This window comes from Streptomyces sp. NPDC041814 (assembly GCF_055590565.1).
The window spans coordinates 84,359-110,468 of record NZ_JBVJAM010000011.1 but is presented as its reverse complement, the minus strand read 5'-3'; the positions used below and the strand labels follow the sequence as shown (position 1 = coordinate 110,468).

Sequence of the window (26,110 nt, the reverse complement as noted above, 5' to 3'; positions counted from 1 at the left end):
CGACGGCATGCGAACAGAGACCCCTTGGAGCACCTTGCCGGCCCGGGACCACCTCCTCGCCGGCGTGGGCGGTGCGGCGGGCGCGCCCGTGCTCGATGTGGTGGTGCCCGTCTACAACGAGGAGGAGGACCTCGAACCGTGTGTGCTGCGGCTGCACGAGCACCTGGCCCGCACCTTCCCGTACGCCTTCCGGATCACCGTCGCCGACAACGCCAGCACCGACCGGACGCCCGAGGTGGCGGAGCGGCTGGCGCGGTCGCTGCCGGGGGTGCGGTCCTTCCGGCTGGAGGAGAAGGGGCGCGGGAGGGCGCTGCGTACCGTCTGGACCCTCTCGGACGCGCCGGTGCTCGCGTACATGGACGTCGACCTGTCCACCGACCTCAACGCCCTGCTTCCGCTGGTGGCGCCGCTCATCTCCGGGCACTCCGACCTCGCCATCGGGTCGCGGCTCGCGCGCAGTTCGCGCGTGGTGCGGGGGACGAAGCGGGAGTTCATCTCCCGGGCGTACAACATCATCCTGCGTTCGTCGCTGGCCGCGCGGTTCAGTGACGCCCAGTGCGGGTTCAAGGCGATCCGCCGCGAGGTCGCGCAACGGCTGCTGCCGATGGTGGAGGACACCGGCTGGTTCTTCGACACCGAGATGCTGGTGCTCGCCGAACGGGCCGGGCTGCGCATCCACGAGGTGCCCGTCGACTGGGTGGACGACCCCGACTCCACGGTCCACATCGTCCGGACCGCCACCGAGGACCTGAAGGGCGTGTGGCGGGTGGGGCGGGCGCTGGCCGTCGGCGCGCTGCCGCTGGACCGGCTGGCGCGGCCCTTCGGGGACGATCCGCGCGACCGGGCGATCGGCGGGGTGCCGGGCGGGCTCGCCCGTCAGCTCGTCGGGTTCTGCGTCGTGGGCGCCCTGTCCACGCTGTTCTACCTGGCGCTGTACTCGCTCTTCCGGCTCGGCTCCGGGCCCCAGCTCGCCAACGGCGCCGCGCTGCTGGTCTCGGCCGTCGCGAACACCGCCGCCAACCGGAGGCTCACCTTCGGGGTACGTGGCCGGGGCGGCGCGGTCCGCCACCAGGCGCAGGGCCTCGTGGTGTTCGCCATCGGGCTCGCCCTGACCAGCGGTTCGCTGGCCGCCCTGGGCGCTGCCTCCGGCTCGCCCTCCCACGGCACCGAACTCGCGGTGCTCATCGCGGCGAACCTGGCGGCGACCGTGCTGCGCTTCCTGCTGTTCCGCGCGTGGGTCTTCCCGGACCGGGAGCGGGGAAACGCGGTAACGGCTCCGGCCACGACGTTCCCCGGCGCCGGCCCGGCAAACCCCGTCCCGGCACCCGTTCCGGCCGCGCCCTTCCCGGCCGCGGACCCGGCAAACCCCGTGCGCGATGCCGCCGTTCCCGCACCCTCCGCCGCCGAAGCCACCCCCGACCTGAGGAACGCCCGATGACCACGCTCGACCCCGCCTACGCTCCGGCCGCCCGGCCGGACACGCCCCCGGGGCACGCACGGGCCGGTGCCTCCCTGCCCCGCCGGATCTGGCGCGGCCGGGCCGAGGACGCGCCCTGGGTGCGTCCCGCCTTCCTGGCCCTGCTGCTCGTCATCACGCTGGCGTACCTCTGGAACCTCAGCGCCTCCGGCTACGCCAACTCCTTCTACTCCGCCGCCGTGCAGGCCGGCAGCAGCAGCTGGAAGGCGTTCTTCTTCGGTTCGCTCGACGCGGCCAACGCCATCACCGTCGACAAGCCGCCGGCCACCCTGTGGCCCATGGCCCTGTCGGTGCGGGTCTTCGGGCTCAGCTCCTGGGCGATCCTCGCCCCGCAGGTGGTGATGGCCGCCGCGACGGCCGGGGTGCTCTACGCGACCGTGCGCCGCCGGTTCAGTGCCGCCGCCGGGCTCATCACCATGGCGGTGTTCGCGCTGACGCCGGTCGCCGCGCTGATGTTCCGCTTCAACAACCCGGACGCGCTGCTCGCGCTGCTGATGACGGTCACCGTCCACTGCGTGCTGCGCGCGATGGAGAAGGGCCGCACGAAGTGGCTGGTGTGGGCGGGTGCCGCGGTGGGAGTGGCGTTCCTGTCGAAGACCCTCCAGGCGTTTTTGATCCTGCCGCCGCTGGCCGTGCTGTACGCGGTGTGCGCGCCGGTCCCCGTACGCAGGAGGTTCGGGCAGCTCGGTCTGTCGGCGCTCACCATGGTCGTCGCGGGCGGCTGGTGGGTGGCGGCCGTCGAGCTGTGGCCCGCCTCCTCACGCCCGTACATCGGGGGCTCGCAGAACAACTCGTTCCTTGAGCTGACCTTCGGCTACAACGGGCTCGGCCGGATCAACGGCGAGGAGACCGGCAGCGTCGGCGGCGGAGGCGGCCCGGGCGGCGGCGGTCAGTGGGGCGAGACCGGCCTCGGCAGGATGTTCAACTCCGAGGTGGGCGCGCAGATCTCCTGGCTGCTGCCCGCCGCCCTGATCCTGCTCGCCGCCGGGATCTGGCTGACCTGGCGCGCGAAGAGGACGGACACCGCGCGGGCGGCGTTCCTCGCGTGGGGCGGTTCGCTGCTGATGACGGCCGCCGTGTTCAGCTTCATGGCCGGGATCTTCCACCAGTACTACACGGTGGCGCTGGCCCCCTATCTGGCCGCGCTGGTCGGCATGGGCGTCACGGTCCTGTGGGAGGAGCGGGCCCATTGGTGGGCGTGCGCCGCGCTCGCGGCGACCGTCGCGGTGACGGCGTACTGGGCGTACGTCCTCCTCGGCCGCACCCCGGACTACCTGCCGTGGCTGAGGACGGCCGTCCTCATCACCGGCCTCGTCGCGGCGGTGGGCCTGCTGCTCGTGGCCCGGCTCGGCCGCCGACTGGCCCTCGTCGCGGTGGTCCTGGGCCTCGCCGCGTCGCTCGCAGGGCCGGCCGCGTACACCGTGAGCACCCTGAACACGGGCCACCAGGGCTCCATCGTCACCGCCGGACCGGCTTCGGGCGGCATGGGCGGCGGCCCAGGCGGCGGGGGCGGCCGAGGCGGCCCGGGCGGCGGTCCCGGCGGCACGCCCCCGGGGCAGGGCGGCACCCACCAGCGGGGTACCGGCATGGGCACCCCGCCCGGCCCGGGGACGGGTCAGAACCAGGCCCAGCCCCCCACGCAGACCGGCGGAAACACCCGGACCGGCGGACGAGGCACCCCACCCACCCTGGGCGAACGCGGAGCCGGCGGCATGGGCGGCCTCCTCAACGGCGCGTCCGTCGGCTCCGGGGCGAAGGCGCTCCTGGAGAAGAACGCCGACGACTACACCTGGGCCGCCGCGGCCATCGGCTCCCAGAACGCCGCGAACTACCAACTCGCCACCGAAGAACCCGTCATGGCGATCGGCGGCTTCAACGGAAGCGACCCGTCCCCGACACTCGCGCAGTTCAAGAAGTACGTCGAGGACGGCCGCGTCCACTACTTCGTCTCGGGCGGCGGCATGGGTGGCGGCGGCATGGGCGGCAGTGGCACCGCCTCGCAGATCTCCGCCTGGGTGGAGAAGAACTTCAAGGAGGTGACAGCGGGCAGCGCCACCTTCTACGACCTCACCCGGCCGACGACGAACAGCTGACGGCGCTCCGGGGCCGGGCTCAGCGCCGCAGCAACAGGTCGGCGACGACAGGGCGGTGGTCCGAGGCGATCGCTTCCTCGGCCACCGCCGCGCCGCGCACCCGTACGGTGTCCTTCGAAACGGCCACGTAGTCGATCCGCTGCACCGGATTCAGCGCCGGGTACGTCGGCCCGCCCGGCTCGATGTCGGTCAGCTCCTTCCACAGCGGTGCCAGCTCCGGCGCGGTCGGCGGCGCGTTGAAGTCGCCGAGCAGGATCTGCCGCACGGGGCGAGGCCCCCGGTCCTCCGCCATGATCCGCCGGGTGTCCGCGACCTGGGCGATCCGGACGGACGGGTCGCCCCGGTAGTCGAGATGCGTCGCGTACACGTGGACGGGCAGCCCGCGCACCTTCAGCACCACCTCACCGAAGCCGGGCGCGGGCGCCGGGACCGGGTTCGGGTCCTGCGTCGAGAGCCGGGTCAGATCGTGGTTCTCGGCGCTCACGATCCGGTACCGGGACAGCACGGCGACGCCGAACTCCCGCCGCGCACCGCCCTCCTCCACCGGGTCGAGGCTGTAGATCGGCGCGAAGGAGACGTGCATCCCCAGCCGTCCGCCCAGCTCCGCCGCCAGGTCCCGCCACTCGCTCCGGTCGCCCCAGCGGACGTCCACCTCCTGGAGCCCGATCACATCCGCGTCCAGGGCGCGCAGCGCGGCCACCTGCCGGTCGAGATCGAAGACGTTGTCCATGCCGGCCCCGGCATGGATGTTGTACGTGGCGACGCGCAGCGGGACCGACTGCCCGGGCGCCCGCCCGTGCCCCGCCGCCGTCGCGGGAGGCGCGAGCGCGGCCCCCAACAACCCTGCGGCCACCAGGACTTCCACCGTACGACGACGCAGTGACATATCACTCCAGCTTCCGGGGCAGGTCGTATCCGACGCGGCGACCGGCACCGTACCCACGAGAAGACACTTGTACGCCCCAACGACCGCGATCCCCGGCCGCCGGGCCGTGACAGCGGCATAGCATCGGGCGGGACCCGCCGGACCGTAAGCCTCCGTTTCGCGGGTACGCGGCCGGTCCGTCCGCCCGCCGCCGAGACGAGGGAGAGCCATGGTGTCCGCGGCCGACCGCGTGAAGAACCCCGTCCGGTCCAGCGTGTGGCTGGAGACCCGGCAGCCCGCGCGTTCCCGCCGGACGGCCCAGCCTGCCGGGCTCGACCGGGAGCGGATCACCGCGGCCTCGGTGCGGCTGCTGGACGCCGAGGGGCTGGCGAAGTTCTCCATGCGACGACTGGCCGCCGAGCTGAACGTCACGGCCATGTCCCTGTACTGGTACGTGGACACCAAGGACGACCTGCTGGAACTGGCCCTCGACGCGGTCTACAGCGAGATCGCGCCGCCGCCCGCCGACGCCCCGTGGCAGGACCGGCTGCGCGCGGTGGCGGCGGCGTACCGGGGGCTGCTGGTGCGGCACGTGTGGGTGTCGCCGCTGGCGGGCCGCTTCCTCAACCTCGGCCCGCACGCGCTGCTGGTGACCCGCACCGTGCGGGACGTCATCCGGGCGACGGGGCTGCCCCCGGAGAGCCGCGGCGGGGCGCTGTCGGCGGTCTTCCAGTTCGTGTACGGATTCGGCACGGCCGAGGGCCGGTTCGCGCGGCGCAGCGCGGAGGCGGGGCTCAGCCAGGACGAGTACGTCCGGCAGGCGATGGCGGCGATCCAGGAGCAGCCCCGGCTCGACGGCTTCGTGGAGGAGTCGCCGGGCCTGATGGCGGCGCGCGGCGGGGCCACCGTGGAGGAGACCCTTGAGCGCGACTTCGCCTTCGCGCTGGACCTGCTGATCGCGGGGATCGACGCGATGCGGGACCGCGCGCGGTAGGGCTGCTCAGTAGCCGCGCGCGGTGTCCACCGTGAGCGCCGGGACCCGGCCCTCCGACAGCTCCCGCAGGCACGCCGAGAAGTCCGTGACGATGTCCTCGTCCGCCGTGATCCCCGCGGAGTGCGAGGTGACGACCGTACGCGGCAGCCGCCAGCACGCGTCCCCGGGCGCCGCCGGCTCGTCGGCCAGCACGTCGAGCACCGCCCGCCCCACCGACCCGGCGCGCAACGCCGCCTCCAGCGCCCCCAGATCCACCGTCGCGCCCCGCCCCACATTGAGGAACGTCGCCCCGCCCATCGCCGCGAACCGGTCCGCCCCGAAGTAGCCGGTGGTCGCCCCGGTCAGCGGAAGCGCCGCGACCACCCAGCGGGCGGCCACCGGTTCGTCGCCCACGACCACCGCGTCGAAGCCGGGCGGCACCGGGCGCGGGGTGCGGGCGGCGGCCACGGTCCGGATGCCGCAGGCCCGGAGCAGCGTGGCGACGGCGGAGCCGATGCGGCCGATGCCGTGCACCACGGCGGTCTGTCCGGCGACGAGTTCGGAGTCGATGCGGCGCCACTCGGCGCGGGCGTGCTGCGCGGCGAACTCCGGAACGGACTGGCACTCCGCGAGCACCCAGCCCAGCACGTACTGCGCGATCCGCTCGCCCATGCGCCCCACGGTCCGGGTCAGCAGTACGCCGTCCGGCCAGGGGCCGCCGCGCAGCAGGGCGTCCGTGCCCGCGTTGACGCTGTGGAACCAGACCAGGTCCGCCCGGCGCACCGCGTCGGGCAGCGAGGCACCCACGTACACGAAGGGGCCCTCACCGGGCTCGCGTGCGATGGTGCGCCCGGTGGCCGCCGCCAGTCCGCGCACGGCGGCCTCGCCGGCCTCGGGCCCGGCGACGATCCGGGCCCGGTCGAGCACGGCGGGGGAGATCACGGGGCGAGGTGGGCCGGGAAGCCACCGGTGGCGATGGGGCCCCAGCGCTCCGGGGTGATCCGGATGATCGACTTCCCCTGCTTCACCATCGCCGCCCGGTACTCGTCCCAGTCCGGGTGCTCGCCGGAGATGTTCCGGAAGTACTCGACGAGCGGCTCGACCGAGTCCGGCGCGTCGATGACCTCGGCGGTCCCGTCGATCTGGACCCAGGGCCCGTTCCAGTCGTCGGACAGGACGATGACGCTGACCCGTGCGTCGCGCTTGGCGTTACGGGTCTTGGCGCGTTCGGGGTACGTGGAGACCACGATCCGGCCCGCGTCGTCCACGCCGCAGGTGAGCGGGGAGCCCTGGGGACGGCCGTCGGCCCGGGTGGTCAGCAGGATCGCCCGGTGCCGGGGCCGTACGAAGTCCAGCAGGGCGTCGAGTTCCACGGCGGTGTTCGTTGCGATGTTGGGTGCCATGGAACGACCCTACGGCGGAGGGCTGTCAGACGGCGGGCAGGGAATCGCCCTGCACGGCCTGGATGTCGAGCTCGACGCGGAGTGTGGTGCCGATCGCCGCGATGCCGGCCTGGACCACCTGGTTGTAGTTCATGGCGAAGTCCTCGCGGCGCAGTTCGGCGGTGGCGCTGAACGCCGCGCGCACCCCGCCCCACGGGTCGGGACCGGTGCCGAGGTAGCTCAGGTCGAGGTCGACGGGGCGCGTCACGCCGCGCATGGTCAGCTCGCCGCGCACGGTCCAGCGGTCGGGCCCGGCCGGGGTCAGCCCGGTGGAGCGGTAGGTGATCTCCGGGAAGCGGTCGGCGTCCAGGAAGTCGGGGGAGCGCAGGTGCTTGTCCCGCATGCCGTTGCCGGTGTCGATGCTCGCCGCGTCGATGACCGCGTCGACCCGGGAGCTCTGCAGGTCCTCGGAGATCTCGACGCGCCCGCCGAACGCGGTGAACCGGCCGTGCACGCTGGAGATCCCGAGGTGCTGGGCGACCGCGCCCACCGAGGAGTGCGCCGGGTCCAGCGACCAGGTGCCCGGCGGCGGCAGCTCCACGCCGCCCTGGCGGTTGAGCACGACCGTGCCCGCCTCGACCGTGCCGCTCGCCGTGACGAGGGCGGTGGAGGCGGCGGGGGCGTACCCGACCGCCGTCACGATCACCGTGTACGCGCCCGCGGACAGCGGGGTGTCGGCCCGTACCGCTCCGGCCTCGTCGGCGGCGGCGCGCAGCACCTGGGTGCCGGTCATGTCGGTGACCGTCACGACCGCGTGCTGCACGGCCCAGCCGTCCCGCGTCCGTACCTGTGCGCGAAGTCCCATCCCGTTCTCTCTCCTTGCTCATGACCCGCCCGTCCACCGGACCGGGTCATTCAATGAGTCGGGCCCCGGGGCGGGGACGGCAGGCCGTCCCCTGCCTGCCGTCCCCGCCGCCGGGGCCCATTTCCACCGGCCGGTGCCGCGCATCCGCTCGAAACGCCGCCCCGCCAGGGGTTCTGTACGGGTCCGGGGTCTACCCCCGGACCGCGTGGGTCACTCGCCCGGGTGGACGAGCTCGATGTCGTGGCCGTCGACCCCGTGACCGGCCACCGTCAGGGCACCGGCCACCGGCGGGTAGCCGGTCGCGATGACTGTGTACTCGCCCGCGTCCAGGTCGGCGAAGGCGTACGCCCCGTCCTCCCCGGTGGTCGAGTTGGCGATCACGTTGCCGGCCGCGTCGACCAGCGTGACCCGGGCGTCGGGCAGCGGGCGGCGGCTCGCACCGGCCCGCACGACACCCTGGACCAGCGCACCGGCCTGGAGCGCGGCGTCGACCCGGGTGACACCCTGGCCGCCGATCTCGACCGGCAGGGCCAGCGGGCGGAAGCCGGCCGCGTTGACCGCGACGGTGACCGCGCCGGGGACCAGCTCGCCGAAGGCGAAGTCGCCCGTCTCGGCGGACTTGCCGGTGGCCAGGACGTCGCCGCGCACATCGGTCACGATGACCATGGCGTCCGCGATCGGGGTGCCGCCCTCGGCGGCGCGCACGGTGCCGGCCAGGCCGCTCGTACCCGAGAGGAGGATGTCGTACGCCAGCGGCTCGTCGCCGACGACCACGGTGGACGCCTGCGGCTGGAAACCGTCGGCGGACGCGATCAGGACGTACGAACCGGCGCCCGGGGCGGCCAGCGCGTAGCTCCCGTCGGCCTGCGCCGCGGCGATGCCCAGCTGACGGCCGCCGAGCGAGATCAGCGTGACGGCCGCCTGTGCCACGGGCGCGCCCTCGGCACCCCGGACCACACCGCGGACGGGGGTGCCGCCCTTGGCGAAGTCCACGGGGGCCTCGGCCCCGGCGACGGGGGCCGCCTCGGCGGTGTCGACGGCGGTGACCCCGGCGGCGCCCTCGGCGACCGCCTCGGTGACGGTGTCGGCGGGGGCCTCGGCGGGCGCGTCGGCCTGCGCCGGGGCGTCGCCCACGGCCCGCGTCCTGAGCGCGACCTCCTTGATGAACAGCGTGATCAGGAAGGCGAGCAGCGCGGCCGGAGCGGCGTACAGGAAGACGTCGCCGACGCCGTGCCCGTAGGCGGCCTCCATGACCGTGCGGAACGGGGTGGGCAGCTTGTCCAGGTCGGGGATGCCCCCGCCGCCGGTGCCGCCGTGGCCCAGGGCGGCGCCCTGCGGGCCGAGGTCCGCGAGGCCGTCCTTGACGTAGTGGGTGACGCGGTTCGCCATGACGGCGCCCAGCGCCGAGACGCCGATCGCACCACCGAGGGAACGGAAGAAGGTGACGACGGAGCTGGCCGAACCGAGGTCCTTCGGGTCCACCTGGTTCTGCGTGGCGAGCACCAGGTTCTGCATCATCATGCCGATGCCGAGACCCATCACGAACATGAAGACCGCGATGTGCCAGTACGTCGTGTCGTAGCGGATCGTGCCGAGCAGGCCGAGACCGGCGGTGACCAGGAAGCCACCGCTGACCAGCCATGCCTTCCAGCGGCCGGTCTTGGTGATGACCTGGCCCGAGATGGTCGAGGAGAGGAACAGACCCCCGATCATCGGGATGGTCATCACACCGGACATCGTCGGCGACTTGCCGCGCGCCAGCTGGAAGTACTGGCTGAAGAAGACGGTGCCGGCGAACATCGCGATGCCGACGAACAGCGAGGCGAGCGAGGCGAGCGTGATGGTCCGGTTGCGGAAGAGCCGCAGCGGGATGATCGGCTCGCTGGCACGGGACTCGGTGAAGACGAAGAGCAGCGCGAGGACCAGGGAGCCCGCGAGCATCACGCCGGTCTGCCAGGACATCCAGTCGTACTTGTCGCCCGCGAACGTGACCCACAGGAGCAGCAGCGAGACGGCGGCGCTGATGAAGAAGGCGCCGGTCCAGTCGACCTTGACCTCGCGCTTGACGACCGGGAGCTTCAGGGTCTTCTGGAGCACGATGAGGGCGATGACCGCGAACGGCACACCCACGTAGAAGCACCAGCGCCAGCCCATCCAGCTGGTGTCGGTGATGACGCCGCCGAGCAGCGGGCCGCCGACGGTGGCGACGGCGAAGACCGCGCCGATGTAGCCGCTGTAACGGCCGCGCTCGCGCGGGGCGATCATGGCGGCCATGACGATCTGGGCGAGGGCGGAGAGACCGCCGACGCCGATGCCCTGCACCACACGGCAGGCGATCAGCATGCCCGAGCTCGTCGAGAGACCGGCGACGACCGAGCCCGCGACGTAGATGATCAGGGCTATCTGGACCAGCAGCTTCTTGCTGAACAGGTCGGACAGCTTGCCCCACAGGGGGGTGGTCGCGGTCATCGCCAGCAGCGAGGCGGTGACGACCCAGGTGTAGGCGCTCTGCCCGCCGCCCAGGTCGGAGATGATCTCCGGCAGGGCGTTGGAGACGACGGTGGACGACAGGATCGCGACGAACATGCCGAGCAGCAGCCCGGCAAGTGCCTCCATGATCTGCCGGTGTGTCATCGGCGTGCCGTCGGAGGCGTCGTGGCCCCCGTGCTTGGCGTGGCCGCCCCGCACACCGGTTGGTGTGGTCGTAGCCATGTAAGTCCTTGTCTTTGCTTCTGTTACGCGGGTGTACGGGTGTACGAGCCGTCATGGCTGTCGTCCCGGCGGGAGCGGCAGTCGCCGCTGTGCTTTCCGGAGGTGCACCCTCCGGTGCCGCGACAGGAGAAGCTGTCGCGCAGCCGGGCCAGCAACGTGTTGAGCTGTCCGACCTCGTCGTCGGACCAATCCTGAAGATGGCAGGCGAACATCTCGGTCGACCGGCGGGAGAGGTCCTCCAGCACGCCTTCCCCCGCGGGGGTCAGCCGCAGGATCCGGGAGCGTTTGTCCGCCGGGTCCGGGAACCGTTCGATCCAGCCCCGTTCCGCCACGTGGGCGACGTGTCGGCTGGTCACCGACATGTCGACCGCGAGGAGCTCGGCCAGCCGGCTGATCCGCATCTCCCCGTGCCGGCTCAGCAGAGTCAGCACGGCGGCGGAACCACCGGGGCATTCGGCGGGCAGGATGCGGGCGAGACCCCTCTTGACGGCCCCGATGGCGCTCAGCTGCCGGGCCAGTTCTTCGTACTGACTCCGTGCGGCCACGGGACCCCCAGACAATCTCACCGGTCATCTTGTTGCTTAGGGCAACCATAGAAGCCGTTGGTTGCTGCAGGCAAACGAAAAGGGGCTTGCGGAAGTAAAGGAACGCAAAAGGGTACGCCGGGTGCTGGTCAAACCCGCAGTGTGTGCGGTAGAGGAGGGGTCGGTGTGGTCTGTGCCACAGCGGTGGTGGATCGGCGGGCGGCGCCCGGGGGTTGGGCCGTTCGCCCGAGTTCGCTAGGGTCCTGCGACATGGCACACAATCCCCACGCACCGCAGGGTCCCGAGGGCTCCTACGACCCGGCCGGCAGCACCCAGATGTTCCGCGCCTTCGTCGACGAGGGCGAACCGCAGCGCGCGCAGCAGCCCGCCGCCGTCTCCTCCGGGCCGAGGACCGGACTGATCGCCGGAATCGTCGCGGTGGTCATCGTGCTCGGCGCGGTCGCCTGGCTCGCGCTCGGCTGACCTTCCGCTCCGCGGGCGCGACGGGGCGCTGTACCCGCCACGCGTCCCGCCCGACCGCATCCGTCTCCGCGCCGCTCCCTCGCTGATCCGCGAGGGAGCGGCGCTCCGGTTTGCGGCCGCCTTCGTACGGGAACGCGCACCGGCCGCCGAGGGGACCCGGCGGCCGGCGGTGAAGCGCGTCCGGACTCAGTCCGCGATGAGCCCTTCCCTGAGCTGGGCGAGCGTACGGGTCAGCAGACGGGAGACGTGCATCTGCGAGATGCCCACCTCCTCGCCGATCTGCGACTGGGTCATGTTGGCGAAGAACCGCAGCATGATGATCTGGCGCTCGCGCGGCGGGAGCTTGGCCAGCAGCGGCTTGAGCGATTCGCGGTACTCGACGCCTTCCAGCGCCGTGTCCTCGTAACCCAGCCGGTCGGCCAGCGAGCCCTCGCCGCCGTCGTCCTCGGGCGCGGGCGAGTCCAGCGACGAGGCGGTGTAGGCGTTGCCCACGGCCAGACCGTCGACCACCTCCTCCTCGGAGACCCCGAGCGCCCGGGCCAGCTCCGGGACGGTCGGTGAGCGGTCCAGCTTCTGCGCGAGCTCGTCGCTGGTCCGGGTGAGGGCGAGCCGGAGCTCCTGGAGCCTGCGCGGCACCCGCACCGACCACGAGGTGTCGCGGAAGAACCGCTTGATCTCGCCCACCACGGTCGGCATCGCGAACGTCGGGAACTCCACGCCCCGTTCGCAGTCGAAGCGGTCGATCGCCTTGATCAGGCCGATGGTGCCGACCTGGACGATGTCCTCCATGGGTTCGTTACGGCTCCGGAACCGCGCCGCCGCGTACCGCACGAGGGGCAGGTTGAGCTCGATGAGTGTGTCCCGCACATAGGCACGCTCCGGGCTGTCGGTCCCGCCGGGGCCCGGAGCGGGACCCAGCGCGGCGAGCCGCAGGAACAGGGAGCGGGAGAGCGTGCGGGTGTCGATGGCTTCCGGCGAGCTGGTGAGCGCAACAGGTGCGGGCTCGCTCTTTTCGAGCGTGAGCACCTTCGAGCTGCCCTGTTCTTCGGACATGCCACCCCCTTGAGGTCGCGGACGGTCGCGGTGGCCACGACCATCGGAGGAACGCAGCCTCCACCTGAATACCGGAGGTGGGGCTGCGGCAAACTCACTTCCCGCAGAATGTCACATGTCGGCAACACGCTGTAGTGACTTGTCGACAAGTCAAGGGGGAGTCTGCGCAGTTAACAAGGGGTGTGGGGCTTTTGGACCCCGGGAAACGCCCCGGGAACGGTCTACCCGTTTCGGTTACGCCTCGATCCTGTTTGCGGATCGGAGTCTGGCGAAACTCCGGGCGAGGAGCCTTGACACGTGCATCTGAGAGACCCCCAGCTCGGCGCTGATCTGGGACTGCGTCAGGTTGCTGTAGTACCGCAGCAGCAGGATCCGCTGCTCCCGCTCGGGCAGTTGTACGAGGAGGTGCCGGACGAGGTCCCGGTGCTCGACGCCCGCGAGGGCCGGATCCTCGTAGCCGAGCCGGTCGAGGAGGCCGGGGAGCCCGTCGCCCTCCTGGGCGGCCTCCAGCGAGGTCGCGTGGTACGAACGCCCGGCCTCGATGCAGGCCAGCACCTCGTCCTCGGAGATCTTCAGCCGCTCGGCGATCTCCGCGGTGGTGGGTGAGCGGCCGTGCGCGGTGGTCAGGTCCTCGGTGGCGCCGGTGACCTGTACCCAGAGCTCGTGCAGCCGGCGGGGCACGTGGACGGTGCGCACGTTGTCCCGGAAGTACCGCTTGATCTCGCCGACCACGGTGGGCATCGCGAACGTCGGGAACTGGACGCCGCGTTCGGGGTCGAAGCGGTCGATCGCGTTGATCAGCCCGATGGTGCCGACCTGGACGACGTCCTCCATCGGCTCGTTCCGGCTGCGGAACCGCGCGGCGGCGTACCGCACGAGCGGGAGGTTGGCCTCGATCAGCGCGGTGCGCACCCGGTCGTGCTCCGCGGTGCCCGGCTCCAGGTTCTTGAGCTGCCCGAAGAGGACCTGGGTGAGCGCCCTGGTGTCGGCGGTCCGGGAGCGGGCGGGGGCGGCCGTCTCGTCGGGCGTCTCGTGGACCGTCGTCTGCACCTGGCCCGGCGGCGGGGCGGGCGGGGCGGCCGGTGCCGCCTGGTGGACCTGGGGAGGCACTTGAGGCGCAGTACTGGCCGGCACGATGACGCCACCCCTTCGCGGTCAACAACTACGGCTTGCGGTCAACTTCGGTCAATCCATCCGTCAAAAGCGGTCATAGCATCACAAGACATGACCACTATGTGCAAGCACCCCATAGCGCCGTGTTGACCTCGCCCGGGTTTAAAACGTGCGCCGGGTGTCCATCGGGCCCCTGGACAAAGAAAAGCCCCTCACCGTCGCGGTGAGGGGCTCGCAGGGCCGAAGGCGTCAGAACGGGTAGTCGGCGATCACCCAGGTGGCGAATTCACGCCACTGACCGGCGGCCGCCTGATGGTCCGGGTGCTCGATGTAACGCTTCAGCGCGGCCTCGTCCGCGACCGCCGAGTTGATGGCGAAGTCGTACGCGATCGGCCGGTCGGTGATGTTCCAGGCGCACTCCCAGAACTCCAGCTCCGGGATGGTCCCTTCCAGCGCCCGGAAGGCCTCCGCACCCGCGACGACCCTCGGGTCGTCCCGCTCGACGCCGTCGTTCAGCTTGAACAGGACCAGATGGCGGATCACGCGGTACCCCTAGTTGACGAGCTCGGACATGAAGTCGCCGACGCCCTGCGCGGCGTCCGCGATGCCCTCGAACCCTACTTGCACCAGGTCCGCGGCCCGGGCGGGGGAGTTGATGATCGTGTAGAGCACGAAGACGACGATCACGTAGAGAGCTATCTTCTTCGCTTGCGCCATCGGCCCCTGACTCCCCTTCGATCCCCTGCGGTTTCGATCCCCTGTGCGGTCGGGCGAGTCTATCCACACGCGTGCTCGGATCCGTCGGCCGTTTCCGTCACGAGCCGTGGCCGCGGCCCAGGGACCAACGTCCCGCGGATCGGGGTCCTTGGTCCGCCCGCGAAGGGGTGCCGGCGAGGCACGATGGAAGGTGAGCCCCTCGGACTCCGAGGGGCCGGGTACGGGACCCCTGCCGGGGACCCATGCCGTGGCCTCCCCCCGACCGCGGCAAGGAGCGGCAGGCCCCGTGACCGGGGGAAGCGGCACATCCCCCCGATGCCGCTTCCCCCTATCCTCTACTTCTCCTCGCGCCCCTTGTCACGCGAGCCCCGCGCATCGCCCAGCGCGTCGTACAGGTCCCGTCGGCTGATCCCGAACGGACGGAGCACCGTGCTCAGGGTGCGTGCGGTGACCCCCTGCTCCACCAGCAGCGGGACCAGGGGCCGCAGGTCCACGTTCCAGGCGGCGCGCTCCGGGGGGGCCAGGACGAACACGCACTCCTCCTCGCCCGTGACGGCCGCGACCGCCTCGGGGAGCGGCAGCCATCTCACCCCGTGCCCGAGGTCGGCATGCCCGTCCGGCACGGCGATCCGGCGGTCCTCGGCGGACCCGGCCAGCACCTCCGCGAGGACGGTGAGAGCGGCAGCGGGCGCCCGGAACACCACGGGGGCCGGTGCCGTCCGCAGCAGCTCCGCGTGCGGCGGGGCGGCCAGCGCCCGGTGGTCGGCCCGGCCCAGGTGGACCGCCGGTGCGACCGGCAGGCCCGCCGCGAGCAGCGCGGGCACGGTCCCGGTCGCGTCGCCCGTCACCTCGAACCGGGCCCCCTGAGCCGCCGCGTCGGCCAGCCATGCCCCGGCCGCCTGCGAGACGCCCTCCAGCGGGCCGGAGACGGACGCGGCGATCACCCCGCCGTCCGCGAGGGCCGCGCGCGCCTCGTCCGGGACGCGCGCCGCCTCCAGGTCCACCGAGGCGTCCGCCGTGCGCCACAGCAGTCCCGGGCGCCCCTCCGGTTCCGGCAGGCCGCGGCGGTGGACGAGGACCAGCGGCCGGCGGGGCCCGGTCTCGGTGAGCGTCAGGGTCACCTCGGTCGCCGGGTCTCCCAGCGCGGCCACGAAGTCCGGGTCGAGGTCGCTCGCCACCAGGGTGCTGCGGAAGGCGAAGGTGTCCGGTGAGGCGTGGTCGCTGCGCCGGAGCACCAGGCGGTCGGTCACCTCGTGGTGCGGGTTGACCACGGCGGTGCCGGTGGCGACGTGCGGCCCGGCCGCGAGGCGGACGGCGACAGGGCCGCGCAGGAGGGCCAGACCCTCCTGGTCGAAGGCGGCGCCCACTCCCACGACGCAGGTCGCCCGGGGCGTGATGTCCTGCTCGCCGGTGAATTCCAGGGTCTTCGCGTGGGTCGCGCGGACGTGTCCGTGGCCCCTGGCGTGGATCTTCATTGCCTTCTCCAGGGCCTAGGTGTTTTGTCCGGACCGGTCATGGTAGTCCGCGCCCGCATGCGCGGAGCGGGTCGGCGGGGGGCCAGTAGACTTCCCGGCATGTTCGAACACCTCCGCCATAAGCCGGGCACCCCTCTGCTCCGCAACCGCGAGCTCGTCATCGCGTGCTCGGCGTTCCGCAGCCGCGTGAATCTGTCCAGCGTGGTGCGGACGGCGGGGTGCTGCGGAGTCGAGCGGATCATCGCCTGCGGCAATGTGAAACTCGACCCGAAGATCGCACGCGACGGTGCCGACAACGTCGAGATCGAAATGCGCCGGAGCCTTCCGCCGGTGCTGAAGAAGATGCGCGAGGACGGCTACACGATCATCGCGCTCGAACAGGCCACGAATTCGAAGAGCCTGCACGAGATCAGCTTCCCCCGTAAGTCGGTCATCGTCCTCGGGAACGAGCGGACCGGCCTCAAGGAGGACGAGCTCGCCTGCGTGGACGAGTGCGTGGAAATCCCGGTCTGGGGCTCCCCGCACAGCTACAACGTCGCCACGGCTGGCGCGATGGCCATGTACGAGTACTGCAGGCAGTTCCCGACGGGCTGACCCGCCGCGCTCACTCCTCCGGTCCGGCCGTGACCGCCGTCAGGGTCGCGATGACCTCGGTGCTGTCCGAGTCCAGCCTGCGCGCCCACGACGAGGACACGGCGGCGGCCTCCTCGGCCTTCGTGAGCTGGAAACCGGTGATCTTCCAGCCGGCGGCGAGCGCCTTCCCGGTGAGCACCTCTCCGACGTACGAAGGGGTCAGCTCCGGGAGCCCCTGGATGTCCCGCGGCACGGGCTCCCGCCAAATGCTGGTGCCGACCGTGGCCGTGAGCGGCGCATCCGGCTTGGCGACGGTACGAAGACCGCTCCAGATGTCCTCGTCGCCGCGCACGAGACCGTGGAGCAATTTCCCCCACGGCATCAGGACCAGCAATGCGTCGGCGGCCCCCCGCAGCTCCTCAGGGGCATTCTCGATCGACGCGTTCACGAGCAGCAGATTGGGTACGCCGCCCTTGGCGGGTTTGCGGCGGCTGCGAATGCTCGTCTGCGTCATCCGCTGCCAGGCCGGGTCCAATCCCACGACCAGCCAGTCCGGATTCTCCTTGGCGATGCGATAGGACGCCCGGGCGTCCCCCGTACCGACATCGACAACGACCCGGGAACTCTCCTGGACCAGCCGCTCGAATTCGCCCTCGGCGGCCTTTTCGAGCTTCTTGCCCCGCACGATCTGCATCACGGCCAGTGCTTTCTTCTCTCGGCTCCCCGGACGGCGGTGGCCGGCCCCGGCGGGCGTCCCGCCGCCCCCGGCATGATCCCCCAGCACGGGCCCGGTGACCAACCGGCGCCGGGCGCGGGCACACGCAGAACCGCCCCCGATCCGTTCACACGGTTCGGGGGCGGTTCTGGCTGGCGGTAGCGGAGGGATTTGAACCCTCGGTGAGTTTCCCCACACTCGCTTTCGAGGCGAGCTCCTTCGGCCGCTCGGACACGCTACCGAGAGAGAGCTTAGACCATGTTGGCCGTACGCCGAAATCCGTTACGGGACGATCCCCAGCCCCCCGGCCCGGGCAGGTCAGCGGTCCCGGAAGAAGGCCGTCAGCGGGGCCGCGCACTCGGCCTCCAGCACCCCGGCGACCACCTCGGGGCGGTGGTTGAGGCGGCGGTCGCGTACGACGTCCCAGAGCGAGCCGGCGGCACCGGCCTTCTCGTCCCGGGCGCCGTAGACCACCCGGTCCACCCGGGCCTGCACCAGGGCGCCCGCGCACATCGTGCAGGGCTCCAGGGTGACCACCAGGGTGCAGCCGGTCAGGCGCCACTCGCCGAGTGCGGCGGCGGCCCGGCGCAGCGCCAGGACCTCGGCGTGCGCGGTCGGGTCGCCGGTCGCCTCGCGCTCGTTGTGCCCGGCGGCCAGCGGTGCCCCGTCCGGGCCGAGGACGACGGCGCCGACCGGTACGTCACCGGTCGCCGCCGCACGGTCGGCCTCGGCCAGGGCGCGGCGCATCACCGCCCGCCACGGGTCCCTGACGGGATCGGGCGGGTCCGAAATGTGCGGACGGGATGCTTCGGTCACCCGCGGGACCCTAGCGGACGGTCTCCAGCACCTCGGCCGCCCCCAGGGCGTCCGCGATCTCCGACAGGGCGTCCGTCCGCAGCATCAGCAGCTCGGCCTCGGGGAGCCCGAGGTCGGAGAGGACCCCGGAGTCGCCGATCGGGCCGGCCGGGACGACGCCCGCGGAGGGCCCGTCCTCGTCATCGTCGTCGTTGGCGGTGGTCTCGGGCTCGCCGTCCTCCGAGCCGTCGAGACCGACGAGCTCCTCCAGGGCGGCGATCGTGTCCTCGGCGCCTGGTTCGCGGCCGAGCAGTTCGTCGGTGAGCAGGATCTCCCCGTACGAGGAGCGGGCGGCGGCGGAGGCGTCCGAGACGTAGATCCGGGGGTCCTCCTCACCGTCCACCCGGACGACGCCGAACCAGGCGTCCTCCTGCTCGATGAATACGAGCACCGTGTCCTCGTCAACCGAGGCGTCACGGGCCAGATCCGTCAGGTCGGACAGGGTCTCCACATCGTCGAGCTCCGTGTCGCTCGCTTCCCACCCGTCTTCGGTGCGCGCGAGCAGTGCGGCGAAGTACACCGTGACTCTCCCACTGGTCTCGGGGCCAAGGGCCGGTCCGGGCGGGGAGCAGTCGGTGCTCCGGCTGCCCTGCGTCCCGCCCATTCGGCATCGTGACAGAAACCGGCGCTTCGCGAGAGCAGTTCGACGGTTGAGTCGGCCATCAGTTCTCTCCACCACCGTCACCAGCGGCTTTTCCGCAGGCCGGAGGGGCTACCAGCGGAACGTGCGCATCCGCATGGCCTGGCGCATTCGGGCGGCTTTCACCCGCCGCGGCTGGACCCGGTCGCGCAGCGCCTTCGCCTCGTGGAGCTCGCGGAGGAACTGGGCCCGCCGCCGACGGCGCTGTGCGTCGGTCTCGGGAGCGTCGGGGGAGTCCGGTGCGTCGGGGGTGTCCGGTGTGCTCCGAGGGTTCCGCGCCCGCCCCGGGTCCTCGGCGCTCTGTGCCCCGTCGGCCATCGGCTCTTCACCCCCAAGGCTGGCTGCGTCGCTGGGTCCGTATGCCACCACCTTCCCCCCGAACGTGTGGATGATGCCAGCGCACGGGTGCGGGAGGCGCGGCTACGCTGGGAGACATGCGGATCCACGTCGTCGACCACCCGCTGGTCGCGCACAAACTCACCACCCTGCGCGACAAGCGCACCGACTCCCCGACCTTCCGGCGCCTCGCCGACGAGCTGGTGACCCTGCTCGCGTACGAGGCCACCCGCGATGTGCGCACCGAACAGGTCGACATCGAGACCCCGGTGACACCCACCACCGGAGTGAAGCTGTCGCACCCCCGTCCCCTGGTCGTCCCGATCCTGCGGGCCGGTCTCGGCATGCTCGACGGCATGGTCCGGCTGCTGCCGACCGCCGAGGTGGGCTTCCTGGGCATGATCCGCGACGAGGAGACGCTCAAGGCGTCCACGTACGCGAGCCGGATGCCCGACGACCTCTCGGGCCGCCAGGTCTATGTGCTCGACCCGATGCTGGCCACCGGCGGCACGCTCGTCGCGGCGATCCAGGAGCTGATCAGGCGCGGCGCCGACGACGTCACTGCGGTCGTGCTCCTCGCCGCGCCCGAGGGCGTCGAGGTCATGGAGCGCGAGCTGGCCGGCACGCCGGTCACCGTGGTCACCGCCTCGGTCGACGAACGGCTCAACGAGAACGGCTACATCGTCCCGGGCCTCGGCGACGCGGGCGACCGCATGTACGGCACCGTCGACTAGGCCCTAGGCACTCCTGCGCGAACGCCCCCGCTCGGCGCCGTCCTCAGCAGGAGGAGGGCGCCGGGGCGGGCTTCGTCAGCGCGGACAGCGCGGCGGCGGCCGTCTGCGGCTTGCTGAACGCCGTGAACTTCTTGCCGATGATCAGATCGACCTCGCCGTTCTTGCGGGCGTCGGTCTTCGTCACGGCCCCGGGGAGCTGGGCGCCCAGCACCGAAAACGTGCCGTCGGCGGCGGCCGGGGCGCCGAGCAGGATGCCCGTACCCGGCACCTTCTTGTCGTACGCGGCGGTGGCGTTCCCCACCTTGCCGATCTTGAACCCGCGCTTCTTCAGCTCGTCGGCGGCGGACTTCGCGAGACCGCCGTGCGTGGTCGCGTTGTAGACGTTGACCGTGATCTTCGCGGGCTGCGGCAGCACCTTGGCGGGTTTCGACGCCTTCGGGGACGGGCAGCGCTCGGTCCGGTCGGCGGCGCTGGCCGTCTTGTCGCCGCCGGTGAAGACATCGATGAGCTGCAGCGTGCCCCATCCGGCCAGCCCGAGGGCGACCACGGAGGCGACGGTCGCGAGGACCACTTTGCTGCGGCGGCGGGGGCGTCGCATGCGGGGGTACTTGTCACCCGTGATGCGGTACTTTCCGCCCATGCCGGGGGGAGTGAGCATGCTCATGGGCGCAGCGTAGTGCGACCCGGTGGTGATGCCTACTAAATGATCAATGGATCGCACCCGTCCGGGTGGGAAAACACCCGAACGAACCCCGTGCGGGCTCCGAGGCGTCAGCCGAGTTCGAGCACGCGGGCGTGCAGCACCTGACGCTGCTGGAGCGCGGCACGGACCGCGCGGTGCAGCCCGTCCTCCAGGTAGAGGTCGCCCTGCCACTTCACGACGTGCGCGAACAGGTCGCCGTAGAACGTGGAGTCCTCGGCGAGCAGGGTTTCGAGGTCCAGCTGGCCCTTGGTGGTGACGAGCTGGTCGAGGCGGACCGGGCGCGGCGCGACGTCCGCCCACTGCCGGGTGCTTTCCCGGCCGTGGTCGGGATAAGGCCGCCCATTTCCGATGCGCTTGAAGATCACACGGAAAGCCTACCGGTCAAGAGCCACCGGGCGCAGCCACGATTGCCACCATGCCGCTTACAAGAAGGGTCACTTGCCCTTTGCCGCGGCTTTCGCGGCCTTCGCCGCCTGCTTGGCCTCCTGCTTGTACGCGCGCACCTCCGCCAGTGACTCGGGTCCTGTGATGTCCGCGACGGACCGGTGCGAGCCCTCCTCCCCGTACGGCCCCGCCGCCTCCCGCCAGCCCGGCGGCCGGACCCCGAACTGCTTGCCGAGGAGCGCGAGGAAGATCTGCGCCTTCTGCGTACCGAACCCGGGCAGGGCGTTGAGCCGTCGGCGCAGCTCCGCCCCGGTCGCGGCATCGCGCCATACGGCGGCCGCCTCACCGTCGTACTGCGCCACCAGGAACTGGCACAGTTGCTGCACCCGCTTCGCCATCGAGCCCGGATAGCGGTGCAGCGCGGGTTTGGCGGTGAACAGTCCGGTGAAGGCCTCCGGGTCGTACGAGGCGATCTCATGGGCGTCCAGATCGTCCTTGCCCATGCGCTGCGCCAGGGCGTGCGGGCCGGCGAAGGCCCACTCCATGGGCACCTGCTGGTCGAGCAGCATGCCCACCAGGGCGGCGAGCGGACTACGTGCGAGAAGCTCGTCCGCCGCCGGCTCCTGGGCGATCCGGAGGGTGATGTCTGGGCCATCGTCGCTCTTGGTCATGGGCGGCATCATGGCGAGCGGCGGGGGCGACGGCCAGTACAACCACCGCCGACCGACCGGTTTGCAGCCGTTTGCCGCTCAGCGGGGGCCGCTCAGGCCCCCGCTGACGCCGGTACCGGGACACTTTCCGGCTCCGCGGCCGGTGTGCGGCGGGTGCGGCGCTCCGCCTGCGCGAGATGGACGATCACGTGCGAGTGAAAGCGGTCCACGGCGTTGTCGACGCTGCGGATGAACCCGGTCTCGGCGTTGCCCCGCGTGGCGCCCATGCTCTTGAAGAGGGAGAGCCGGAACCCGGTGATCCGGCTGCCGTCGCGGGGAAGCACGTCACCCGGCTCCGGTCGGAGGCGCTCCAGGGTGCCGCGCGGGCCGCTCTGCCCCTCGACCAGCGTCTCGACGTGCAGATCGGCGGGTGCCTCGGCGAGCTGCCGCATCAGGCGCTTGGCGGACGTCAGCGGGTAACCCCCCTCGGGCGCCGGGATCTCCACCGAGGTGCGCAGCTTCCCGGTCCGCAGGTCGGCGACGATCGTGATGGTGCCGGGCGAGCCGTCCACCCGCAGTTCGGCGGCGAGCCGCCCCTCCTGGCAGAGCCGGTCGGCGTGCGCCGCGCGCCGCGACAGGGCGGTGGTGCCGCGCTGGGTGCGCTGGACGGGCAGGGCCTTCTGTCCCAGCTCGCCGCCGATCCGCAGGCACACCTGGCGGATGAGCCGTTCCCAGCTCTCCACGACCTCGACGGCGCGCGGGTCGCCCTGGCTGAGCGTCTCCTCGTCGATGCCGTTGCGCACGGGCACCCACGAGGGGCCCATGTTCTGGAAGCCGTGGCAGCCGGAGTTCTCGTGCTGGAGGTAGTGCAGCAGCTCCTGGAGGAGCCACGCGTGGGCGGCGTTGCCCACGCCCTCGTGCCGGATGAGCATCTGGGCCTGGTGCGCCACCTCCGCCCACGACAGGTGCCACAGGGCCACCTTGTGCTTGCGCCGCCCGTCGGTCTTGACCTCGACCAGCGGGCTGCCCTCCAGCGCCACGTCGTTGGAGAGCGTGATCACCGCCTCGTAGCCGCGGCGGGCGGCGATGTCCATGTAGTTCTGGACCTGCTCCGACCTCAGCTCGTTGCCGTTGGTCTTCGTTTCCACGAGCGCCGTCCACAGCTTCCCCGCCCGCTCGACCCGGATCACCCCGTCGGGACGCTTCGGGGTCTCGCCGTGCGGGAGGGAGACCTCGGTGAAGGTCTGCATGCGCCCCGCGGGGGCCCCGAAGGCGGCGGTCAGGCGGCGCCCGAACTCCGGCACCTGCGCCATCACGGACAGCAGCACGGAGGTCGCCCGGACCTCGCGCTCCTTGTCGCTCTTGAGGTTCGAGGCGGGGAAGAGCCGGGCGGCCCGCCAGGAGTCGTTCTCGGCGAGCGACTTCGTGGCGACGGCGGGCAGGGTCACCTTCTTCTTCGCCGTACGGGCACGGGGCCGCTTGGGCGCCGGGGCGGCCGGCCGCTCCTCGACCGCCGCGGTTCGCGGGCCGGGCTGCGCGGGAACGGCGGGGAGCGGCTGGGAGGCATCCGGGGGCAGCGGCTGGGAGGGGCCGGCGGACTCGACGGCGGGCGCCGTGCCTTCCCCGTCGCCCGGGTCCGCGATCCCGTCCGCGCCCTCGTTCTCGCCCTCGTCGTCCACGTCGATGCCGAAGTCGGTGGCGAGCCCGGCGAGCCCGGTCTCGTAGCCCTGGCCGATGGCCCGGTACTTCCACTCCGTGCCGCGCCGGTACAGCTCGCCGAAGATGAAGGCGCTCTCCACGGACGCGTCGCCGATCGAGAACCCGAGCAGCACCTCGCCGGACCGGTCGGCGACGGTCATCCGCAGGTCGTCCAGGTCGCCGAAGCGGGAGCCGCCGTACCGGCTCGCGGCGACGACCAGGCGCTCGACGTCCTCGGGGACGGCGGTCAGGTCGAGGCTGATGCGGTCCTCGCTGCCGCCGTCCGTCGGCGTCTTCCCCAGCAGCTGCACGCTGCCGTCGGCCGCCGAGGGGTTGTTGTAGTAGAAGAAGTCGGCGTCGCTGCGGACCTTGCCGCCCGCGTCCAGCAGGAGCACGGACACGTCCGCGTCACCGTCCCCGGCGGTGCTGCTCCAGCTCAGGCTCGCGATGACCGTGCCGGCATCGTCGCTGAGGTCCGCCAGCCCGACGTTGGCACCCTTGGTCATCTCACGCATGCAGTCCCCCAGACGCGCGGCCGCGTCGGGGCGCGCCCTGGCGACGGCAGCAGGTTGTTCCGTGACACAGCGCAACTCGCCGCACACGGGAGAACCGTATCCCCCAGATGGACTACACGTGAAGGAATCGTGAACTCCGTATGCGGCCGACGCCGAACCGCCGGGACCGCACCGCCGGTAAACCGGATCGCGCGAGGTCCGCTGATTGCTACCGTCGGTGCCACACGCACCGATCCACCCGCCGGACCAGAAGGACCCCTCATGCATGATGCCCGCGCCCTGATCGACATGGGTGCCGAAGCGGTACGCCGGCTCGCTCGTCGCGGTTACACGCTGGACCTGCCCGCACTGGAGGACCTCCAGTCCCGGCGCAACCAGAACATCCGCACGGCCGACGAGCTGCGGGCGGAGTCCAAGCGGGTGGCGAGCGAGGTCCAGCAGACGGCACGTCAGGGCGGTGACATCACCAAGCTGAAGGAGCGGGCCCGCGAGCTGAAGGAAGAGATCCGGAACATCGACGCGGACCAGGAGCGGGTCCAGGAGGAGCTGAACGACCTCCTCCTCAGCATTCCCAACCTCCCGTCCGACGAGGCCCCGGACGGCGACAGCGACGCGGACGCGGTCGAGATCCGGCGGGTGGGCACACCGCCGGTGTTCTCCTTCGAGCCGAAGGACCACGTCGACCTCGGCGAGGCGACGGGCATCCTCGACTTCGCCCGGGCGACCAAGCTCTCGGGCCCCCGTTTCGCGGTCACGCGCGGCGCGGGCGCGGCTCTGGAACGCGCCCTGGCGACCCTCTTCCTCGACCTGCACACCCGCCGCCACGGCTACGTCGAGCACGCAGTCCCGTACCTGGTCACCCGTAAGACCATGACCGGCACCGGACAGCTCCCGAAGTTCGAGGAGGACCTGTTCAAGACGGGGGTGGCCGACCGCGAGCTGTTCCTCATCCCGACGGCCGAGGTCCCGCTGACCAACCTGTACGCGGACGAGATCATCCCGCCCGCCGAGCTTCCCCTCGCCCTGACCGCCCAGACCCCGTGCTTCCGGTCCGAGGCGGGTTCGTACGGCCGGGACACCCGCGGCCTGATCCGCCAGCACCAGTTCTCCAAGGTGGAGATGGTCCGCATCGTCGACCCCGCGGAGGCCGGCACGGAGCTGGAGCGGATGGTCGGCCACGCCGAGGCGTGCCTGAAGGAGCTCGGCCTCGCCTACCGCGTGGTCAAACTCGCCGCCGGCGACACGGGCTTCTCGGCGCAGCTCACGTACGACATCGAGGTCTGGATCCCGAGCCAGAACACGTACCGCGAGATCTCCTCGGTCTCCGACTTCGGTACGTTCCAGGCCCGTCGCGCCCACATCCGCACCCGCGACGAGAACGGCAAGCCCAAGCTGGTCGCCACGCTCAACGGCTCCGGCCTCCCCATCGGCCGCACCCTGGCCGCCCTCCTCGAACAGTGCCAGCAGGAGGACGGCTCCCTCGTCCTGCCGGAGGCCCTGACCCCGTATCTCGGCTTCCGCCGGATCGCGGCGGACGGAACACCGGACGCGTAGGGAGCTCAGACGGCCGCCGCGCGCGGCACGCCGTGGAACACCTCGCGCGCGTGCCAGGCGCGGTGGGCCGGGGCGACCGGTTCGGCGGAGGGCTGCGGCCCGATGAGCGGGCGGCCGGCGAGCGCCGTGACGTGCGCGCCGGCCGCCGCGCTGTGGCCGACGAAGCTCTGCGACACGAGGATGCGGTCGTCGGAACCGAGGCCGAGGACCCCCTTGTCGAACAGCTTGTGGTGCAGGGAGCAGAGGCAGAGCCCGTTCTCGACCACGTCCGGCCCGTCGAAGGCCCACCACCGCACATGGGCGGCCTCAAGCCCGACAGGCACCGCGCCGATGCGCCCGTCATACCCGCAGAACGCGCACCGGTACTCGTACGCCGTCAACACCCTCTCCCGCATCCGCGGATCCCGCCCCCGAGGCCCGGCCCGGCCCGCCTCGGCTGTCTCGGCCGGCTGGAGCTCCAGCCCGACCGCCTCGCACAACTCCTCGTGCAGGGAGGGCGGGAAGTTGAGATCGAGCAGCACCCGCGCCATCCGCCCGAGCAACGACGGCTCCCGCCGCAACGCGTCCCGCAACTCGGGCACCAGCCGCCCGGTCGCCCCCGTCGCCCGCAACTCCCGTACGCCGGTGCCGGGGCTTCCCGCCCCGCGGTCGGTGCGCACCTCCCACACCCCGTCGCTCACGAGGTGGTGGAACGGGTACGCGGGCGTCGTCGGACGCCCCGGCCCGTACTCATCGAGCAGCCGCTTCAGGTCCGCCTCCACGGAGCTGTAGCGCAGTTCCCCCGCGGCGTCCTGCTGAAACCGGGCAAGCGCGTACAACACCAACAACGGCTTGTGCGGCGCCCGGACCCCACTCCGGGTCCACTGCCGCAGGGTCGCGGTACGTTCCAGCCAGTCCATCCGTCAGCCGGATCTCCTCGTGAGGGCCAAGCTCTTCGAAGTTCCGCCGATCATGGCACACGCCTGTCCGGCCGCTCCCGGCGCCGGAACTCCCGCAGTCGCACATGTCCCCCAAAGCCCGC

27 protein-coding genes and 1 tRNA gene are annotated in these 26,110 nt (G+C 71.9%); 7 read left to right on the top strand and 21 right to left on the bottom strand.

Annotation, left to right across the window (positions count from 1 at the left end; all coding sequences use genetic code 11):
• Nucleotides 1–7: 7 nt before the first annotated feature.
• Nucleotides 8–1,438, top strand: a complete 1,431-nt coding sequence (locus tag ACZ6C6_RS26270; RefSeq protein WP_469205871.1) for a bifunctional glycosyltransferase family 2/GtrA family protein — start codon at nt 8–10, stop codon at nt 1,436–1,438.
• A complete protein-coding gene (locus tag ACZ6C6_RS26265; protein ID WP_469205869.1) occupies nt 1,435–3,570 on the top strand; it encodes an ArnT family glycosyltransferase in 2,136 nt (711 codons plus the stop codon). Before ACZ6C6_RS26270 ends, ACZ6C6_RS26265 begins: the two co-directional genes overlap by 4 nt.
• Nucleotides 3,571–3,589: 19 nt before the next feature.
• Here ACZ6C6_RS26265 and ACZ6C6_RS26260 read toward each other — a convergent pair whose 3' ends face one another.
• Nucleotides 3,590–4,456, bottom strand: coding sequence for an endonuclease/exonuclease/phosphatase family protein (locus ACZ6C6_RS26260; RefSeq protein ID WP_469205867.1), 867 nt, complete (start codon nt 4,454–4,456; stop codon nt 3,590–3,592).
• A gap of 208 nt (nt 4,457–4,664) precedes the next feature.
• Here ACZ6C6_RS26260 and ACZ6C6_RS26255 point away from each other — a divergent pair, with 208 nt between their 5' ends.
• Complete coding sequence (locus ACZ6C6_RS26255; RefSeq protein WP_469205865.1) at nt 4,665–5,429, top strand: TetR/AcrR family transcriptional regulator; 765 nt, start codon at nt 4,665–4,667, stop codon at nt 5,427–5,429.
• Between the two features lie 6 nt (nt 5,430–5,435).
• Here ACZ6C6_RS26255 and ACZ6C6_RS26250 read toward each other — a convergent pair whose 3' ends face one another.
• The 5 genes from ACZ6C6_RS26250 to ACZ6C6_RS26230 all read right to left on the bottom strand — a co-directional run bounded on the left by ACZ6C6_RS26250 (nt 5,436) and on the right by ACZ6C6_RS26230 (nt 10,912).
• Nucleotides 5,436–6,350 carry an NAD(P)-dependent oxidoreductase gene (locus tag ACZ6C6_RS26250; RefSeq protein WP_469205863.1) on the bottom strand — a complete coding sequence of 305 codons (915 nt, stop codon included), beginning with the start codon at nt 6,348–6,350 and terminating at the stop codon, nt 5,436–5,438.
• On the bottom strand, nt 6,347–6,811 hold the full coding sequence (locus ACZ6C6_RS26245) for a PPOX class F420-dependent oxidoreductase (RefSeq protein ID WP_469205861.1): 465 nt from the start codon (nt 6,809–6,811) through the stop codon (nt 6,347–6,349). The genes ACZ6C6_RS26250 and ACZ6C6_RS26245 overlap by 4 nt, the downstream gene beginning before the upstream one ends.
• 25 nt (nt 6,812–6,836) lie before the next feature.
• Nucleotides 6,837–7,655: a YceI family protein gene (locus tag ACZ6C6_RS26240; RefSeq protein WP_469205860.1), complete on the bottom strand. Its 819-nt coding sequence runs from the start codon at nt 7,653–7,655 to the stop codon at nt 6,837–6,839.
• Between the two features lie 210 nt (nt 7,656–7,865).
• Complete coding sequence (locus ACZ6C6_RS26235) at nt 7,866–10,289, bottom strand: MFS transporter (RefSeq protein WP_469206145.1); 2,424 nt, start codon at nt 10,287–10,289, stop codon at nt 7,866–7,868.
• A gap of 101 nt (nt 10,290–10,390) precedes the next feature.
• Nucleotides 10,391–10,912: a MarR family winged helix-turn-helix transcriptional regulator gene (locus ACZ6C6_RS26230; protein WP_469205857.1), complete on the bottom strand. Its 522-nt coding sequence runs from the start codon at nt 10,910–10,912 to the stop codon at nt 10,391–10,393.
• A gap of 249 nt (nt 10,913–11,161) precedes the next feature.
• On the opposite strand from ACZ6C6_RS26230, the gene ACZ6C6_RS26225 reads away from it, so the two are divergent.
• Entirely contained in the window at nt 11,162–11,374 is a 213-nt protein-coding gene (locus ACZ6C6_RS26225) for a hypothetical protein (RefSeq protein ID WP_161208819.1), read from the top strand.
• Nucleotides 11,375–11,560: 186 nt separating this feature from the next.
• Here ACZ6C6_RS26225 and ACZ6C6_RS26220 read toward each other — a convergent pair whose 3' ends face one another.
• The 5 genes from ACZ6C6_RS26220 to ACZ6C6_RS26200 all read right to left on the bottom strand — a co-directional run bounded on the left by ACZ6C6_RS26220 (nt 11,561) and on the right by ACZ6C6_RS26200 (nt 15,732).
• Nucleotides 11,561–12,427 carry an RNA polymerase sigma factor SigF gene (locus ACZ6C6_RS26220; protein WP_018101789.1) on the bottom strand — a complete coding sequence of 289 codons (867 nt, stop codon included), beginning with the start codon at nt 12,425–12,427 and terminating at the stop codon, nt 11,561–11,563.
• Between the two features lie 234 nt (nt 12,428–12,661).
• A complete protein-coding gene (locus ACZ6C6_RS26215; protein WP_469205855.1) occupies nt 12,662–13,537 on the bottom strand; it encodes an RNA polymerase sigma factor SigF in 876 nt (291 codons plus the stop codon).
• 252 nt (nt 13,538–13,789) lie between these two features.
• The gene (locus ACZ6C6_RS26210; protein ID WP_018101787.1) at nt 13,790–14,083 is read right to left on the bottom strand and encodes a Dabb family protein; all 294 of its coding nucleotides are present in this window, start codon (nt 14,081–14,083) and stop codon (nt 13,790–13,792) included.
• Between the two features lie 9 nt (nt 14,084–14,092).
• Nucleotides 14,093–14,257, bottom strand: a complete 165-nt coding sequence (locus ACZ6C6_RS26205; protein ID WP_361028188.1) for a hypothetical protein — start codon at nt 14,255–14,257, stop codon at nt 14,093–14,095.
• 335 nt (nt 14,258–14,592) lie between these two features.
• Nucleotides 14,593–15,732 (bottom strand): DUF371 domain-containing protein, encoded by a 1,140-nt coding sequence (locus ACZ6C6_RS26200; RefSeq protein WP_469205852.1) that lies wholly within the window; start codon nt 15,730–15,732, stop codon nt 14,593–14,595.
• A gap of 99 nt (nt 15,733–15,831) precedes the next feature.
• Between ACZ6C6_RS26200 and ACZ6C6_RS26195 the strand changes: the two genes are divergently transcribed.
• A complete protein-coding gene (locus ACZ6C6_RS26195; protein WP_073966747.1) occupies nt 15,832–16,326 on the top strand; it encodes a TrmH family RNA methyltransferase in 495 nt (164 codons plus the stop codon).
• A gap of 10 nt (nt 16,327–16,336) precedes the next feature.
• On the opposite strand, the gene ACZ6C6_RS26190 is transcribed toward ACZ6C6_RS26195, so the two are convergent.
• The 5 genes from ACZ6C6_RS26190 to ACZ6C6_RS26170 form a co-directional block, all read right to left on the bottom strand.
• Complete coding sequence (locus ACZ6C6_RS26190) at nt 16,337–16,999, bottom strand: class I SAM-dependent methyltransferase (protein WP_469206143.1); 663 nt, start codon at nt 16,997–16,999, stop codon at nt 16,337–16,339.
• Between the two features lie 174 nt (nt 17,000–17,173).
• Nucleotides 17,174–17,261, bottom strand: a tRNA-Ser gene (locus tag ACZ6C6_RS26185).
• 77 nt (nt 17,262–17,338) lie between these two features.
• Nucleotides 17,339–17,836 (bottom strand): tRNA adenosine(34) deaminase TadA, encoded by a 498-nt coding sequence (gene tadA / locus ACZ6C6_RS26180; RefSeq protein ID WP_469205850.1) that lies wholly within the window; start codon nt 17,834–17,836, stop codon nt 17,339–17,341.
• A gap of 10 nt (nt 17,837–17,846) precedes the next feature.
• Complete coding sequence (locus tag ACZ6C6_RS26175) at nt 17,847–18,395, bottom strand: tRNA adenosine deaminase-associated protein (protein ID WP_469205848.1); 549 nt, start codon at nt 18,393–18,395, stop codon at nt 17,847–17,849.
• A 192-nt stretch (nt 18,396–18,587) separates the two neighbouring features.
• Entirely contained in the window at nt 18,588–18,833 is a 246-nt protein-coding gene (locus ACZ6C6_RS26170) for a hypothetical protein (RefSeq protein WP_469205846.1), read from the bottom strand.
• Between the two features lie 116 nt (nt 18,834–18,949).
• Here ACZ6C6_RS26170 and upp point away from each other — a divergent pair, with 116 nt between their 5' ends.
• A complete protein-coding gene (gene upp, locus ACZ6C6_RS26165; protein WP_018521931.1) occupies nt 18,950–19,585 on the top strand; it encodes a uracil phosphoribosyltransferase in 636 nt (211 codons plus the stop codon).
• Between the two features lie 43 nt (nt 19,586–19,628).
• Here upp and ACZ6C6_RS26160 read toward each other — a convergent pair whose 3' ends face one another.
• The 4 genes from ACZ6C6_RS26160 to ACZ6C6_RS26145 all read right to left on the bottom strand — a co-directional run bounded on the left by ACZ6C6_RS26160 (nt 19,629) and on the right by ACZ6C6_RS26145 (nt 23,535).
• On the bottom strand, nt 19,629–20,225 hold the full coding sequence (locus ACZ6C6_RS26160) for a LytR C-terminal domain-containing protein (protein WP_469206141.1): 597 nt from the start codon (nt 20,223–20,225) through the stop codon (nt 19,629–19,631).
• Between the two features lie 131 nt (nt 20,226–20,356).
• Nucleotides 20,357–20,653 (bottom strand): type II toxin-antitoxin system VapB family antitoxin, encoded by a 297-nt coding sequence (locus tag ACZ6C6_RS26155; RefSeq protein WP_003955420.1) that lies wholly within the window; start codon nt 20,651–20,653, stop codon nt 20,357–20,359.
• Between the two features lie 69 nt (nt 20,654–20,722).
• Nucleotides 20,723–21,343, bottom strand: coding sequence for an HhH-GPD-type base excision DNA repair protein (locus ACZ6C6_RS26150; protein ID WP_469205843.1), 621 nt, complete (start codon nt 21,341–21,343; stop codon nt 20,723–20,725).
• Between the two features lie 92 nt (nt 21,344–21,435).
• Nucleotides 21,436–23,535, bottom strand: a complete 2,100-nt coding sequence (locus ACZ6C6_RS26145) for a TerD family protein (RefSeq protein WP_469205841.1) — start codon at nt 23,533–23,535, stop codon at nt 21,436–21,438.
• Nucleotides 23,536–23,796: 261 nt separating this feature from the next.
• Here ACZ6C6_RS26145 and serS point away from each other — a divergent pair, with 261 nt between their 5' ends.
• The gene (gene serS, locus ACZ6C6_RS26140) at nt 23,797–25,089 is read left to right on the top strand and encodes a serine--tRNA ligase (RefSeq protein WP_469205839.1); all 1,293 of its coding nucleotides are present in this window, start codon (nt 23,797–23,799) and stop codon (nt 25,087–25,089) included.
• A 5-nt stretch (nt 25,090–25,094) separates the two neighbouring features.
• Here serS and ACZ6C6_RS26135 read toward each other — a convergent pair whose 3' ends face one another.
• Nucleotides 25,095–25,988: a phosphorothioated DNA-binding restriction endonuclease gene (locus ACZ6C6_RS26135; protein ID WP_469205838.1), complete on the bottom strand. Its 894-nt coding sequence runs from the start codon at nt 25,986–25,988 to the stop codon at nt 25,095–25,097.
• Nucleotides 25,989–26,110: the final 122 nt, after the last annotated feature.

Excerpts from the sequence above, each read along its gene's own strand:
- ACZ6C6_RS26160 (WP_469206141.1), bottom strand. The coding sequence starts at position 20,225 with ATGGGCGGAAAGTACCGCATCACGGGTGACAAGTACCCCCGCATGCGA.
- ACZ6C6_RS26265 (WP_469205869.1), top strand. The coding sequence starts at position 1,435 with ATGACCACGCTCGACCCCGCCTACGCTCCGGCCGCCCGGCCGGACACG.
- ACZ6C6_RS26235 (WP_469206145.1), bottom strand. The coding sequence starts at position 10,289 with ATGACACACCGGCAGATCATGGAGGCACTTGCCGGGCTGCTGCTCGGC.
- serS (WP_469205839.1), top strand. The coding sequence starts at position 23,797 with ATGCATGATGCCCGCGCCCTGATCGACATGGGTGCCGAAGCGGTACGC.
- ACZ6C6_RS26145 (WP_469205841.1), bottom strand. The coding sequence starts at position 23,535 with ATGCGTGAGATGACCAAGGGTGCCAACGTCGGGCTGGCGGACCTCAGC.
- ACZ6C6_RS26200 (WP_469205852.1), bottom strand. The coding sequence starts at position 15,732 with ATGAAGATCCACGCCAGGGGCCACGGACACGTCCGCGCGACCCACGCG.
- upp (WP_018521931.1), top strand. The coding sequence starts at position 18,950 with ATGCGGATCCACGTCGTCGACCACCCGCTGGTCGCGCACAAACTCACC.
- ACZ6C6_RS26245 (WP_469205861.1), bottom strand. The coding sequence starts at position 6,811 with ATGGCACCCAACATCGCAACGAACACCGCCGTGGAACTCGACGCCCTG.
- ACZ6C6_RS26270 (WP_469205871.1), top strand. The coding sequence starts at position 8 with ATGCGAACAGAGACCCCTTGGAGCACCTTGCCGGCCCGGGACCACCTC.
- ACZ6C6_RS26150 (WP_469205843.1), bottom strand. The coding sequence starts at position 21,343 with ATGACCAAGAGCGACGATGGCCCAGACATCACCCTCCGGATCGCCCAG.
- ACZ6C6_RS26195 (WP_073966747.1), top strand. The coding sequence starts at position 15,832 with ATGTTCGAACACCTCCGCCATAAGCCGGGCACCCCTCTGCTCCGCAAC.
- ACZ6C6_RS26240 (WP_469205860.1), bottom strand. The coding sequence starts at position 7,655 with ATGGGACTTCGCGCACAGGTACGGACGCGGGACGGCTGGGCCGTGCAG.
- ACZ6C6_RS26205 (WP_361028188.1), bottom strand. The coding sequence starts at position 14,257 with ATGGCGCAAGCGAAGAAGATAGCTCTCTACGTGATCGTCGTCTTCGTG.
- ACZ6C6_RS26260 (WP_469205867.1), bottom strand. The coding sequence starts at position 4,456 with ATGTCACTGCGTCGTCGTACGGTGGAAGTCCTGGTGGCCGCAGGGTTG.
- ACZ6C6_RS26225 (WP_161208819.1), top strand. The coding sequence starts at position 11,162 with ATGGCACACAATCCCCACGCACCGCAGGGTCCCGAGGGCTCCTACGAC.
- ACZ6C6_RS26135 (WP_469205838.1), bottom strand. The coding sequence starts at position 25,988 with ATGGACTGGCTGGAACGTACCGCGACCCTGCGGCAGTGGACCCGGAGT.
- ACZ6C6_RS26220 (WP_018101789.1), bottom strand. The coding sequence starts at position 12,427 with ATGTCCGAAGAACAGGGCAGCTCGAAGGTGCTCACGCTCGAAAAGAGC.
- ACZ6C6_RS26170 (WP_469205846.1), bottom strand. The coding sequence starts at position 18,833 with ATGGCCGACGGGGCACAGAGCGCCGAGGACCCGGGGCGGGCGCGGAAC.
- ACZ6C6_RS26190 (WP_469206143.1), bottom strand. The coding sequence starts at position 16,999 with ATGCAGATCGTGCGGGGCAAGAAGCTCGAAAAGGCCGCCGAGGGCGAA.
- ACZ6C6_RS26255 (WP_469205865.1), top strand. The coding sequence starts at position 4,665 with ATGGTGTCCGCGGCCGACCGCGTGAAGAACCCCGTCCGGTCCAGCGTG.